This is a genomic window from Enterobacter sp. ECC-249, assembly GCF_043965265.1.
Lineage (GTDB): Bacteria > Pseudomonadota > Gammaproteobacteria > Enterobacterales > Enterobacteriaceae > Enterobacter > Enterobacter quasiroggenkampii.
The window spans coordinates 89,044-103,030 of the sequence record NZ_CP143661.1 but is presented as its reverse complement, the minus strand read 5'-3'; the positions used below and the strand labels follow the sequence as shown (position 1 = coordinate 103,030).

The window sequence follows — 13,987 nt, the reverse complement described above, 5'->3', positions numbered from 1 at the left end:
AATGACGCTGCTCATTCTGTCCTTTTCCTCCGGCCCATTGATGGCCAGCACGAACTCCCCGCCTGCGACTTTTGATGCCTGCTTTAACAATGCCGGTGCCCGATACCAGATCGAGCCACTGCTGCTTAAGGCAGTGGCCAAAGGGGAGTCTTCGTTCCGTCCATGGGTCACAAACACCAACCGGGATAAAAAGGGTAATCCGGTCAGCACGGACTATGGGTTGATGCAGATTAACTCAACCCATGTTCCTAAGCTCGTCCGGATGGGTGTCATCCAGGGGGCAGAAGACCTGCTGAAGCGCCCCTGTCTGAACATTCAGATAGGGGCGTGGATCCTGGCCAGCCACTTTCAGGTATGTGGTGTGACCTGGAATTGCCTCGGGTCTTACAACGCTGGATTCCGTAAGGATCGGCACGAAACCCGTGAGCAATATGCCAACCGTATCTGGGGGTTCTATCTGGAGCTGAAAGGTCTTCGAGTCTGTCGACAGGTGAAAGGAAAGCGAATATGCGAACCATCATAGTTACGAGTCTGACGACAGCATGGAGTCTGCCGTTACTACTGGGGTTCGCAATCATTGGCAGAGTCCTGATGTGCCGCGTGCTCGAATTTCTGGAGGAGCACCCGATAAACGTTAAGGAACAGAAAACAACCTTGACGGCAGGGATTTGGTTCTTCGCTACTTTCAGTATGATCGCTGCCCTTGCACCGGTTCCTGTTGCTGATCGGGCAGCTGCCATAGTGATGATGGCCTTCCTTCTTCAGGCCGGGAGCACAGACGCAGTCAGTGGATATCTGCCACGAACCTTCACAGTACGGCTGTTACTTGGGGGATTGCTCTGGGGAGCAGCATCAGACGTTTCAGTTGAAAGTATATCTACACAACTGGCGGAGATCGCAGCAACAGTCAGTCTGATGGCACTACTGAGTGTCCTGGTAAACCGGGGCACTCAGCGTCTGGGTCAGGGGGATTTATGGCTGATAACTGGCCTGACTGCCTGGATGGGTGGGAAAGATGCTGCACTGGTCACTCTGTTTGGAGCAGCAGCCTTTGTTCTCTGGCTGCTAACCTGGAATGTATCGGGGAAAAAAGAGGGACCGCTGGGACCCTGGCTTTGTCTTAGCGGGAGTATTTTCCAGCTCACTCTTCTGTATCAACCTGTATGGATATCGATTCTATGAAAAAGCATGATCGTGGCTGGGCAAATCTTGATGTCGCTCTGTCGCTCCTTGTTGTGATGGCAATGGCCGTCTTTGGACTCACTAAATACAAGGACTGGCAACAGGAGAAAAACTGGCAGGTTGAAGCAGCCCATATCAGTACCTACGCAGCAGCTGCGCGTGGCTACGTCGGGCGAAACTATGCCACGCTGTTAAGTGCAACCAGCACTACCGCGCCGACAGTGATCACCACAGCCATGCTTAAAAATACCGGTTTTCTGCCGTCCGGTTTTACCGAAACAAACAGCCAGGGTCAGCGTATGAACACGTACCTGGTCAGAAACGGGCAAAACACGGAATTGTTGCAGGGAATGGTGGTATCAAGCGGTGGAAGTGTATATCCGGCCAAAGCATTGAGGCTGATATCGAGGGACATCAAAACCGGATTCGGAGGATACATCGATGACGGTAAAACTGCCACCGGTGCCTTGCGGACTTGGAAAATCCCGCTGAGTAGCTACGGAGCTACTTCCGGAAATGGACATATCGTCGTGCTCCTCTCAACAGATGAGTTATCTGGTGCACAGGAGGATAACGACAGGTTGTACCGTTTTCAGGTTAATGGCCGCCCCGACCTGAATAAAATGCACACAGCAATAGACATGGGGGGAAATAATCTGAACAGCGTCGGTACCATTAATGGTAAGACAGGAACATTCAGCGGAAATGTGAGTGGTTTAAATGGTATTTTTTCCCAGAATATTACAGCGGGAGCACAGGTAAAAGGAGCTACAGTCCGTGCTGACAGTGACATCAGCGCCGGACGCAATATTACGGCAACAAACGAGGTCTCTGGTGCCACAGTTAAAGCAACAGGCAACCTTTCAGCTGGCGGTGTTTTGCAACTGGGTCAGGTAAACGTTGCAGGTATAGCCTGTTATCCGAATGGGCTGATAAGCCGTGATGCCAGTGGTGGCGTACTTTCCTGTCAATCCGGTGTGTGGAAGGGTACAGGCATAACCGAGGGTAATTACACTGTTCTCGGGACATTTAAAGGTTCTTACTCCGGTACGAATAATACAGGAAAGCAATATCGCCTGTACGTAACAGGCGGCAATCCACCTAGCAAAAAAATCAACTATGGAGATGCTGATAACTGCGTTAATACATACTCGCTCGTCGCTGAAGTTGGGGGGCTGTACGTTGCAAGAGATTTAAATGGCAACTCTCAGTGGCAAAAATCAGGGACAGTGAACTTTGAAGTCCCGGATGGGTCTTCATTTTCTATTGTCTCAAATGGAATGATGTCTTACGGCTGTGACTACGGATCGTTCACTGTCTTTCGTTTCCAATAACCTTGACAGTCTGATATGAGAAATGTGCTGGTTGTGTAACGTGTTGCAGATTATTTACCTGTACTCTGTCGTCTTAGCTTACCAACAGTCAAACTCCACAACTCTGAATGTTAGTGGGATTTAGCGATAAATAACGGCAGTTAAGCAGCCTTTTGATCAGTGGTAGGTGACGAGATTGAAACTCCCAGGTGAGCATCCGTAAGAGGGTAAGGGGTTTGACGTTACACTAAACGTCGATCCCGCTGGGATAATGAAGTTTATAGTTCCGGATTTACTCCAATCTGAGTTAGCGGTACCAGCCGATGTAATGATACGTCCGTCAACCATACCTTTAAGATCCCATGTATTACGGCAATTGTCACCGTCTTTAATTCCTCTATCTATAGTGGAAACGCCGCCGGAAGCGTAAACCGTCATCGGGCGGCCAGTATCGTTAACCGATGTGTAAGTGGAAACAAATGCCCCTAGCGAAGAGTAACTACCGTTATAAATGGAGCCGGAAATCCACACACCGGATTGACAGTGTTATTGCATTTTTCGCACAAGGCTTTATTTTCTTCGCCTTTTGGGAGTAATGATGTCTTCTGTTGCGCGTATTAGAAAAATGTCTCTCAGTCGGGGCCTCGATAAGTATTACGAGTCGGTATCAGTTCACAAAAAGGGACATCTTCAGGAATTTTACCGGGTCAACGTCATTAAGCGTCACCCACTGGCTAACCGGAACATGGATGAGATCACCACAGTTGATATTGCAGCCTACCGTGATGAAAGGCTGATGCAGTTCAACCCAAGGACTGGGAACCCTATCACTGGCAATACAGTAAGGCTTGAACTGGCGCTTTTATCATCTCTATTCGGGATCGCTCGCGTGGAATGGGGAACCTGTCGAAGCAACCCAGTCGAACTGGTACGTAAACCTAAAGTATCCAAAGGTCGTGATCGCCGCCTGACATCCAGTGAAGAGCGCAGACTGTCCCGTTATTTCCGGGAACGAAACTTAATGCTGTATATAATTTTTCATCTCGCGCTTGAGACAGCCATGCGGCAGGGTGAAATCCTTAACCTGCAATGGGAATACATCGACCTGCAGCACGGCGTAGCACATCTGCCCGATACCAAGAATGGCTCATCACGAGATGTTCCTCTCTCACGTAAGGCTCGTAACCTGCTTCAGATGATGCCGGCCCAGCTAAAAGGTAAGTTGTTTTCCTATACGTCATCCGGTTTCAAAAGCGCCTGGCGGAATGCCCTCAAGGAACTCTCTATCGAGAATCTGCATTTTCATGATCTACGGCACGAGGCCATCAGCCGTTTCTTCGAACTCGGTACGCTGAACGTTATGGAGGTCGCAGCTATATCAGGCCATCGCTCGATGAATATGCTAAAACGCTACACCCATCTGAGAGCTTACCAGCTGGTCAGCAAGCTGGACGCGCGACGGCGCCAGACTCAAAAGATCGCCCCCTACTTCGTGCCCTATCCTGCCCAGGTCGAGCAGGACAGCGAAGAATCAGGTGACATCAAGGTAATGCTATGCGATTTCGAAAATCTGACAGTATCAGCGCCGACTCGCGAACTTGCTTTGGCCCGCGCCAGCGAACTGCTACTGCGGACACTGGCTCTTGCAGCCCAGCGCGGCGAACGAGTCCCCGCGCCGGGAGAGCTTCCTGTCAGGACAAACAATCACATCATGATATGTCCGCTTAACCCCGACCTGGCACTGTCGGCCCAGGTATAACTTTTCTTCTGGAGGGGCTGTGTTTCTGATTTTCCTTTCAGCAGTACCACTAACGCTACTGCTGTATTGCCCGATAATGACAATCGTCAGTGCCGTGACGCCCTGGAAAGGGTTCCGAACGGCCTTGGTTCGACATCGTAAGAAGCATTACACAACCCTGCATCTGTCGACATTTGACCGGGTTGGCCATCTTAATCTCCGGCGTGCGGCACGCTTTCACCGGAGCTTTCTGGTCACGTTGCAGCTGGCGCTACAAAGAGACAGCTCGCCGGTGTACTTCACATCCCATCTGATGCGACCGGCACACCTGAAAAGCATGACTATCCTGATGTCAAAAATGGGGGAAACGCACCGCTGGCGCTGCACCACAGTCACGATACCTCCAGCCATCAGAAACGGGATACGGCTGCAAACATTTTTACAGGAATGGCGCTGGATAACCGTACCTGAAACCGGCGTGCTTGTACTCATTCGGCCGCGCCGGAAAGCTCGCTAAAAAAGCAAATACACAAACGTAATTAAAACGAACACGCAAACGCAGTCGATCTACACGATCGAATTAACTCGTTATACATACGCGTCACGATTAATTATTCTTTAACCCACTGAGTAACAAAGTTTAATTTCACTTAAGGGGGCCATGTGGCAAACAGTCTCACAGCAATTTTCACCTCGCTTCTGGCGCTCCCCGACCTTGATCGGAACAGGATTGCAGAACTGCTTCAGCGCAATGATAAGAAGCCCATGCAGACCACATCACTTCGGTTGCGACCTGGTACCCGTCAACTGATTGATGAGCTGTCAGGCAAAATTGGAATTTCTCAGTCAGAGTTGCTGAGTATGGTAATTGAAGGCTCTTTTCGCGATATCTTCCTGCCATTCAGTAATACTGCAATCAGCGTTATAGACCGCTTTGAGCTACTGATGCAGTCACACGAGCTTAGCCCGACAGACATCGCAGAACTGCTGTCGTCATGGAATGTTCGGGTTAGTGTGCTACAGGACAGGGAACGTACAATGGACTATCTGTCCACCCCGCTTCTCCAGGCGCTCGCTGACTGGTTTTTCGTTTCTCCTGGCTGGTTGCTTGGAAGCAACGTTCCCCCTGTCGACACAGGCAGCGCGAGTCATCAATGGCCACAAACGGAAGAAAATTTCCGGGAGGTAATTATTCCTTCAGCCGAAAATAATAATGACAGCATTATTTTCTGGAAGACTGAAAATACAACTGAGGATAAAGATCAGGAACGAAACGGCATATTAATTAAGAAGAAAATATCTTCATCTCAGCTGACATATTTTCCGGTGCTATCCATTATTACGCGCACCCTGAATACAGAGCAGGAATGCTGGAAAGAGCGACTCCTCAGGGAACACGCAGCAACAGGTACTATCCGCCTCGTCACCTTAGGTGCAGGGCTGGCAACAGCACTTGAACACGGAACAACGTTACCCGTACTTATATTCAGACAGCTTTAAACCACGCTGAAAATCTGAATTAAAAAAGAAAAAGGAAATTTTGATGCTGCCGCATCAGGACCTACTTTTGCCCTAAATCCAGACAGGACTACAGGAAATTTACTTATGAAAAAGACTCACATTGCAAAAACACTGATATCTTTCGCCGTCATGATGGCATTTCATGCGGGAGCTGCAACCTCTTATATGGAAGCCCGCAGCGATGCGATGGGCGGGACTGGCGTAGCTTCCGCACATTACGGTACAGCTGCCTTATCCAACCCGGCACTCCTGACGAAATTTGGCGCGAACGATGACTTCAGCCTGGTGCTGCCGTCCGTAGGTGTCCAGGTAGCAGACCCAGATAATGCCATCGATAATACCGATGACGTAAAGGATCTGTGGAACAATTTTGACAATGCAGTTGACCGCCAGAGCGGTGTCAGCGAAAGTGCAGCCGCATTACGCAACAAGTTGGAAGACCTGAAGGACGTAAAAGCAAACGGACAGGTCGGGGCATCTGTCATTGCTACCACTCCTAATAAAGTGCTTCCATTTGCGGTTGTCGTGAAGTCCTGGGGCACCGTTTCCGTAAACGGCAAGGTCAGTGATCACGATCTACAGTATCTCGATAATATCGCCAGCGGCGCCATCCCGTCAGATACGGTAGACAAGGATGCACTAACGTCCCGCGCTTATGGTCGGGCTGCCGTTATCACCGATGTCGGTGTGGCTATGGCGCACGAATTTGAAACAGCGGGACATAGCTGGTCACTGGGGATCACGCCCAAGTATCAACGCATCGATCTTTTCAACTACAGCGCAAAGGTAAACGACTTCGACAAAAATGACCTGAATTCGGATGACTACCGCAATACTAAAACCGGATTTAACGCCGACATCGGTCTGGCAACAAACCTCGGCGACAACTGGATGCTGGGTCTCGCGGTACAGAACATCATCGCCCGCACCGTTGACACTAAAGCAGTGAATGGTGAGAAAGAAACATTCAAAGTAAAACCACAGGCCACTGCAGGCGTGGCATGGAGTAACAGTATCCTGACCACCGCTCTCGATGTGGATCTGACCGAAGCAAGCCGCTTTGAGCGGGATGACAAACGCCAGTTCGCCAGTGTGGGTGCCGAACTGAATGCCTGGAACTGGATGCAGGTACGCGCGGGTTATCGTCAGAACATGGTCTCCAGCGAGGGCAACGCTTTCACTGCGGGTCTGGGCTTCTCTCCTTTCGACGTAGTACATCTGGACCTGACCGGTATTGCAGGAACCGATCGTACCTACGGTGCGGTCGCACAGTTGCAGTTCACGTTCTGATAGTTTAGGGGAAGCCCGCAATGGGCTTCCTCTGCCGTTTCTTTGTGTGTTATCCCCTGTGCACTGGCTGTAATCCCCCCGAACTTTCTCCCGCTGAGACCGTTGAAGATGAAATCTTTCCGATATGTACATGTATTGCATCAGATCAGCAGTGTTGCTTTCAGCAGCCTGATAACTGCGCCAGCCACCGGTTTTTTTATTCTGTTCATGTTATTTGGATTCAACCACTCGCTCGCCGACACCTTCCTTGAACAGGCCCGATCACTTACCGGTGATGCACCACCAGGCATGGTAAGAGAATGTAAACAATCAAACGATAGCGGCCCGCCATCTCCTCTTGTAATGCCTCAGGTATGCAAAACGGTATTAATTGATGAGGATGACTGGAAAGAGCGTGTTGACGATACCATCAGGCAGTTTTATCTCACTTTCTCTGTATTCGGACTTTTATTCTGGATGACCGCAAATAATCAACCATCTGAATTAATTAGCTGGATACGCAGGAAAAGTAAACATCAAAATTAACGGCATCATAAGCCTCGCCCACTGAATCTTCTGGCTTTAATCTCCGTCGCCCCCCGGCAAGGTAACTACCATGAATTGTTTAATGCTTCCCGGCGTGTTGGCCATCTCCCTGCTCGCCGGCTGCCAGTCCTGGACTACGCCATCAACGTCTCCAGTTTCTCCTTCCCCCGACCGTTACGGCGCGGCCTCATCCGTTTCCGTTACCCGTCACACACAGTATCAGATGTGGAATAACGGTGTCTGGTCCGGTTCGAAAACCGCGCCATCATCCATGGAGATCGTTCGCTCCAACAGCGCTGACGTCTCTTTCGACTGGGAAGGTGATGCTGTGGAGCTACTGGATGAACTGGCGCGGGCACGTGGCCTGCAGTTCAACTACAGCGGCGTTCGCCTGCCCTTGCCCGTAACATTGCACGTTCGTGGCATGACGTTCAGCAATGTGTTGCGCGTTATCGAAGCGCAGACCGCATGGCGCGCAACCCTGAATCAGTACCCTGGGCTGCTCCAGCTCAACTTCATGCAACCGGAGACCAGAAAGAAATGAAATGCTTTCTCTTGTTACTATTCCCTGCTCTGCTCCTGACTGGGTGTGCAGGAGAGCGGCCGGCTTCACCGACAGATACAGGGGCACCACCTCCGGATATGCAGGCCTGGCTCAACCCGGAGCGACAAAGACCAGAAGGTCTGTCCGAAACGCGCTGGCAAATGCTTACTGATGCTGGCAGAACACTGGGATTCCGGGGAGGAAAATCCCAGCGGGCATGGGAGTTAACCCAGGCACTCAACGCCCGCGAATCCACCCTCAATGCCCTTTACGATTTCCGTCCACTTATCAGCCCTGAAGGCTGGCTTCCTCCGGTTATTGATGAAGCGCAGGACGTAGCACACATCACTCCTGATCAAATTCGCACAGCCTCAAAAGTCTGGACCATCATCCGACCGGAGCGATTCGTCAGTAACCCGCCCAGCTGGCGCAGCTGGTTACTACGCGGTCTGGCCACCACGGCAACCCCTGGCACAGAAGGTCTGGTTGTGCCGGAAGACAGCGCCCAGAGAAAGGTCTGGGAAGACGCACTGAAAAAAGGCTGGCAGGAAGGTCGCGAAAATGCCGATCTGACCTTTGAGGCCAGCATGAATCAACTCACCCGGGACTATCGCGGCATGATGCTTTATTCCCTGCTCTGGCGACGGGGCATGATTTCCCGGCCGGAAGTCACCGAGCAGCAGCAGACTGTTACTGGCAGTGGTCAGAAGCTCGTTACCGGCGATCGTGTTCGCCGACTCAAATCACATGCATCGTTTGAGCTACAGAAATCACGCTGGCGCCCGTCCGTTACCATCCAGTAAGGAGTTTTCCTCGTGAACATATCAGCTATCCCTGACTCGTTCGGGCTTTTCCCGTTCAGCGGTGCCTATACCGCCGACGAGTTCAGGACATTTTTTGCCTGGTGTTCGGCACATGGAGTCAGTGATGTGGATCTGGTTGGCGGCTCACCAGTTTCAGTGAGTCGTTATGGCCGACGTGAGAGAGTCTCAGACACCATACTGCCGAATATCATGCTGGGAAATATGCTTGACGACCTGCTGGGGCCAGAAGTGCGCCCCCGAGTGCAGGGTGGAAGACCGCTGGACAGAGCCATTCAAATCGACGGCGACATGCATGGGCGATATGGCCTGGAAAGGGGGGAACGCGTGCGGCTACGCGCGCACATCATCCAGGGGACATCTGCCCGGGAAGAAAAGGCTCTCTCCGTCACTCTGCGTGTGATCCCCCACATCATTCCCGATTTTCTGAAGCTGGGTATCGAGCCCGATCTGGCGGCGGCAATGCTGCCAAAAACCGGGCTGGGTCTTATTTGCGGTGAAACGGGTTCGGGTAAATCAACGTTGCAGGCGTCGTTGTATCGCCACTGCCAGGACACACAGCCCGATCGCAAAATTGTGACCTACGAAGATCCAGTAGAGTACATTCTCGGCCGCCCCGACGACCTTCTGCCGCCGCATCAGGCTCAGGTAAGACGTGACGTCGCAAGTTTTGCAGATGGGCTTCGCTCCGCAATGCGCCGAAACCCGGAGGTCATCGGTATCGGGGAAATTCGTGACACGGAAACAGCAGAGGCTTCTGTCCAGGCTGGTGAAAGCGGACATTTAACCATCGGTACACTGCACTCTAAATCACCAGGTGAAACCCTGAACCGACTGCTTGGTCTGTTTCCGCCTCAGATTCGTGATGCACGCGCCTGGGAGATGCTTGGGATGTTACGGTTTATCGTAGTCCAGGTACTTGTCAGAACGACAGACGGCAAACGCCGGGCTCTCCGGGAATACATCGTCTTCGACGATGAGCTACGCGATGCACTACAGAATCTCCCGTCAGAGAAGTGGCCGGCCCACATCGATAACATCCTGAGACTGGAGAAAAGGCGCATTATCGATCAAGTGCGTGAAGGTTACGTAACGGGTGATATAGACAGACACGAAGCGGCACTCTACCTACCGACACAGGAGCTTAGACATTGAAACGAGAAGGATTCTGGCGCTATGCCACACCGCCTGTCACCTTTTTTGGTATCCCGCTGCCGTTCCTTTTGCTGTATCTGGTCTGGTTTCGCTGGCCGTCCATGAAGACGCTGTATATCTGTTCCGCCATTCTGGGATTCTTTGTTGCCCTGAATTTCTTTGGCTGGAGTGTACGGGCTATCTGCCTGCGCGTAATAAGTACCTTCAGGGGAAAGATTGCCTCCGGTCGCCCCTGGTGGTACCGGCATTTTGTTGAAAAACCACGAGACTGGACTGGTCTCTGAACCCGATGTAACCCGTTCGTTCCCCATAGCGCTCCCGCGCTACTCCCTCAATATCTTCCAGGAATGTGACCATGCAAAAAAGTCACCGCGTATGGCTTGCCGTACCTCACGAAGAGAAGGACGACGCCATCAACGCCCACCCGCGTCTCAGCGATGGGCAGAAAGCCCTTAAATGGGACGATGAGCACCGCCTCTGGTATGCCCGACCAGGAGCCGACCTGACCAGGTTCGAGCGATGGATGCCCCGCCCCCATGAACTGTCGATGAATGCGGACGATCCGGTAACAGAGTTTGCTCAAAAACTTGAAGAAGCAGGGCTGCTAGTTAAGGGGCTCCCCGTGATGGATGGAAGCCTTCAGCGCGTACCGACGAAACAGGACAAGAAAGGTTCGAAAAGCGGAGCTTACAAGGCTTACCTGGACGGGCGCCCTGCCGGATGGTACCGCGATTATCGCAGCGCCGACGCTAAACCGACGCAGTGGGTGTTTTCAGGTGGTGGCGAGATGGATCCGCTTGCGCGTCTTCATCTCCGTGCACACGCCCAGCAAACGCGTGAAGACAATGCCCGTGCTCTGGAGCAACAGTACAACCGGCAGGCGGAGTACGCCGCCCGATATGTTGACCGCTACCCGCAGGCTACAACGAACGCCTATCTGACCCGTAAGGGTGTGGAGGCTGCGCCGGGTATAAGAATCAACGATAAGCAAGAACTTGTGATCCCCTTCAGCAATGCGCATGGCGACATACGCTCTTACCAGCGTATTCCGCTCACCGGCGGAAAAGACGCCCGCATCCTTAAAGACAGTGAAAAAACAGGTAACTGGTTTGCACTGGGGACGCCACAGAATGGCCTGCCTTTGCTGTTTGCTGAAGGATATGCCACAGCAGCCTCTCTGCATGAGGCATCAGGTCTGCCGGTACTGATGACGGTTGATGCGGGAAACATGATTGCCGTTGGCCAGAATGCTCGTGCCGTTTGGCCTGACAGTCCTTTTATTTTCTGTGCAGACAATGATCATCAGCTGAAGAATGCGCAGACAGGACAACCTGAAAATAAGGGCATCCTGAGCGCTGAGAAAGCGGCAGAACTCACGGGCGGCAGAGTCATCGCCCCTGATTTCACCGAAGAAGAAAAAGCACGCTTGCTGACGGACTTCAACGATCTCGATATCAGCAGGGGCAGAGAAGCCTTCCGTGAGCACATCAGCGACCGCCTCAGGTCTGCCGGCATCGATATCCGGACAGACTACGCACCCAACGATGCACAATTTCTCTCACAACAGGACCCAAAAATGGAAAATCTGGAAAGTCAGGAATCCGGCCAGTCTTCGATTGCCCCGGATGAACCTGTCGTTATTCCGTCTGAAAGCCACAGGCAGGATGAGTCAGTAAACCCAGCGCCTCCCGCCCCGCCTGAACCTGAAATAATCTCTCCGGCAGCGGTGATGCCGCCCGATGAAGCCAGTATCAGTGCGGCACCGGTTGAGAATAAGGCTGAACACGATGAACCCGCCCCCACGTCCCTGCGAGACGCTGATGTTTTAATTCCTGATACGCAGAGCACCACGGACGTGACGATCGCGACATCTTCTGCGGATGCCGGTCAGCGTAGTCATAGTGCCATCGAATCAGGATCGAATATACCGGTCCCTGGCCTCGATGATTATGCAGACATACGCGCGCAGATGGACGACCCACAATTTGCTGAATGGGTGAACAGTCAGTCTGATGACATTCCCCATATGCCTGCTCAGGAACGACAGACAGACCATGAACTGTCAGAAACGGGCAAACAAACCCTGAAGCCTGAGGCTGCGTCACATGAAACAGACGCTGAGTCTCCGGAGCCGATCGTTCCTGAATTACCAATCCCTCCACAGTCCCCCGGAGCAACATCAACCGGGCAAAAACAGGAGCAGACGCAAACTGCCGATGTGGATCCAAACACGTCAGAGCCCTCCCCGGGCAGGAAGGAAACGGCAGAGAGTGAGATGCATGAAGCGGATGGGCTTGTCTACGGACCGCGAAGGCCGGAACCGCTTCAGCGAGAAGATCTCGATGAAATCATTAAAGCCCTGTCAACGGAAGAACAGCGTGACAATAAGGTGCTTTACCGTCTCGACGGGGAAGATGCGTTTCACGATCTCGGCAACCGTCTCGAAATGTGTAACGGTGCGAGTGAGGACAAGCGCAAGGTGCTCGCCGCGCTGGCCGTGGCATCACGCTATTACGGCGGTGTGGTGGAGCTCACCGGCAGTACGCAGTTTAAAGAGCAGGCCATGCGGCTCATTATTGAATATGACCTCGATATCCGAATGAAGCTGCCTGCGCAGCGCGCGCAGCTTGAGACTATGCGGCAACAGTTTGGGGCAACCAGGGATTCAGTCACAACACATATTCCTACGCCGGATCTGAACCGACAGACTCCATCACCTGATGCCGCATCGCCAGTGTCACCGGCAACAGCCGCCCCCGAAGCTGTTACCCCTGACGCTCCGGGCATACCCGTGCCCCCCGTATCACCCACGCCGTCAGCACAGGCAACTGCCGCAAAGCAGCCTGCCGTTTCACCCTCAACAGAGCCTGTAGCGCCTAAGCAGGCCGACAGCATCCGGGTCCCTGATATGCCCGCTGAGCCCGCCCCCTCTGCACTGAAACCAGGCCAGAGCGTCACGGCGGTCCTCAAGAACTTTGGTGAAGCGATGTACGAAAATAAAGAGCAAAAGGGCAAGAGCTTCTTTATCGAGCTACAGAACCGCGGTGGAAGTCATACCTACTGGGGGCAGGATTTACGGGAGTTGATCGCGCACCACAAAACCGGCGATGTGGTCACGCTGACGCTCAATTCCCGTGACAGCTGGCAGGTACCTGGTGAGGAAAAAGAGCGCGTAAAAAATAACTGGTCATTGACGTCCGCCTCAACAGGTCTTGCCGTGGCACATGATCGACCGGAGCAGGGACAGCCTCTTCAGGCTTTCCCGGTCGATACGTTTGGCCGCCTCACACAGCAAATCCGACAGGCTTGGCCTGAGTACACCACAGACCTGAAGCTGCCACCTCGCCTGGAAGAGCGTCAGTTTTATCTGGGCGAAGACAGGCATCCTGTAAAGTCACCGGTAGCCGCGGCCAGCATTTCGCCACCGTCCACGGAAGCACCAGACAGGCTGGTACCCGTCATGGCCTCTATGGACACACAGTCAAACCAGTTAGATCTGCTGCTTGTCCAGTCTGCGGGGGAACACCTGCAGGGGATGGTTCGTCTGGATGGCACGCTGTATCCGGCACTGGCCACGCCAACCACAGACAACAGTCAGCTGGTTATTAATGCCATCACCGATGACGGTCCCCGCTTTGTAGGCTACGGACAGGCGGTGAATTTCGAACCCGACGGCACCACCCGTGCCGCACCTCAGCTGATGACGTTCCACCTGAAAGGTCGGGAAGAGGATACACCGCTTCCCGCCCGGCTCTACACACCGGAAAAACAGGCAGATACCTTGTTCCAGCGCCTCGGTTTTGAACAGACCTGGAAACAATGGGATGACGCCCGAAAGCCGGAGGGCAGACAGGAAAAAGCGCTTCATCAGGAACACTCCCACAGCCCCGGCCGCTAA

General features: G+C 52.8%; 13 protein-coding genes. All 13 read left to right on the top strand.

Annotation, left to right across the window (positions count from 1 at the left end; genetic code table 11):
• The first annotated feature begins 40 nt into the window (after nt 1–40).
• The 13 genes from V1587_RS22170 to V1587_RS22110 all read left to right on the top strand — a co-directional run bounded on the left by V1587_RS22170 (nt 41) and on the right by V1587_RS22110 (nt 13,987).
• Nucleotides 41–523 (top strand): lytic transglycosylase domain-containing protein, encoded by a 483-nt coding sequence (locus V1587_RS22170; protein WP_045261878.1) that lies wholly within the window; start codon nt 41–43, stop codon nt 521–523.
• The gene (locus V1587_RS22165; RefSeq protein ID WP_022649979.1) at nt 508–1,182 is read left to right on the top strand and encodes a prepilin peptidase; all 675 of its coding nucleotides are present in this window, start codon (nt 508–510) and stop codon (nt 1,180–1,182) included. The genes V1587_RS22170 and V1587_RS22165 overlap by 16 nt, the downstream gene beginning before the upstream one ends.
• Nucleotides 1,179–2,516, top strand: a complete 1,338-nt coding sequence (gene pilV / locus V1587_RS22160; RefSeq protein ID WP_022649980.1) for a shufflon system plasmid conjugative transfer pilus tip adhesin PilV — start codon at nt 1,179–1,181, stop codon at nt 2,514–2,516. Before V1587_RS22165 ends, pilV begins: the two co-directional genes overlap by 4 nt.
• Nucleotides 2,517–3,090: 574 nt before the next feature.
• Nucleotides 3,091–4,254, top strand: coding sequence for a site-specific integrase (locus V1587_RS22155; RefSeq protein WP_301741653.1), 1,164 nt, complete (start codon nt 3,091–3,093; stop codon nt 4,252–4,254).
• A 19-nt stretch (nt 4,255–4,273) separates the two neighbouring features.
• Nucleotides 4,274–4,750 (top strand): hypothetical protein, encoded by a 477-nt coding sequence (locus V1587_RS22150; RefSeq protein WP_022649982.1) that lies wholly within the window; start codon nt 4,274–4,276, stop codon nt 4,748–4,750.
• A gap of 146 nt (nt 4,751–4,896) precedes the next feature.
• Nucleotides 4,897–5,733, top strand: coding sequence for a hypothetical protein (locus V1587_RS22145; protein ID WP_022649983.1), 837 nt, complete (start codon nt 4,897–4,899; stop codon nt 5,731–5,733).
• Nucleotides 5,734–5,838: 105 nt separating this feature from the next.
• Nucleotides 5,839–7,044: a conjugal transfer protein TraF gene (locus tag V1587_RS22140; protein WP_022649984.1), complete on the top strand. Its 1,206-nt coding sequence runs from the start codon at nt 5,839–5,841 to the stop codon at nt 7,042–7,044.
• A 108-nt stretch (nt 7,045–7,152) separates the two neighbouring features.
• Nucleotides 7,153–7,569 (top strand): hypothetical protein, encoded by a 417-nt coding sequence (locus V1587_RS22135; protein WP_123839394.1) that lies wholly within the window; start codon nt 7,153–7,155, stop codon nt 7,567–7,569.
• A 70-nt stretch (nt 7,570–7,639) separates the two neighbouring features.
• A complete protein-coding gene (locus V1587_RS22130; RefSeq protein WP_022649985.1) occupies nt 7,640–8,113 on the top strand; it encodes a DotD/TraH family lipoprotein in 474 nt (157 codons plus the stop codon).
• Nucleotides 8,110–8,916: a type IV secretory system conjugative DNA transfer family protein gene (locus V1587_RS22125; protein WP_022649986.1), complete on the top strand. Its 807-nt coding sequence runs from the start codon at nt 8,110–8,112 to the stop codon at nt 8,914–8,916. Before V1587_RS22130 ends, V1587_RS22125 begins: the two co-directional genes overlap by 4 nt.
• A gap of 12 nt (nt 8,917–8,928) precedes the next feature.
• A complete protein-coding gene (gene traJ / locus V1587_RS22120) occupies nt 8,929–10,089 on the top strand; it encodes a plasmid transfer ATPase TraJ (RefSeq protein ID WP_022649987.1) in 1,161 nt (386 codons plus the stop codon).
• Nucleotides 10,086–10,373: a hypothetical protein gene (locus V1587_RS22115; RefSeq protein WP_022649988.1), complete on the top strand. Its 288-nt coding sequence runs from the start codon at nt 10,086–10,088 to the stop codon at nt 10,371–10,373. The genes traJ and V1587_RS22115 overlap by 4 nt, the downstream gene beginning before the upstream one ends.
• A gap of 71 nt (nt 10,374–10,444) precedes the next feature.
• Nucleotides 10,445–13,987, top strand: a complete 3,543-nt coding sequence (locus V1587_RS22110; RefSeq protein WP_032635082.1) for an LPD7 domain-containing protein — start codon at nt 10,445–10,447, stop codon at nt 13,985–13,987.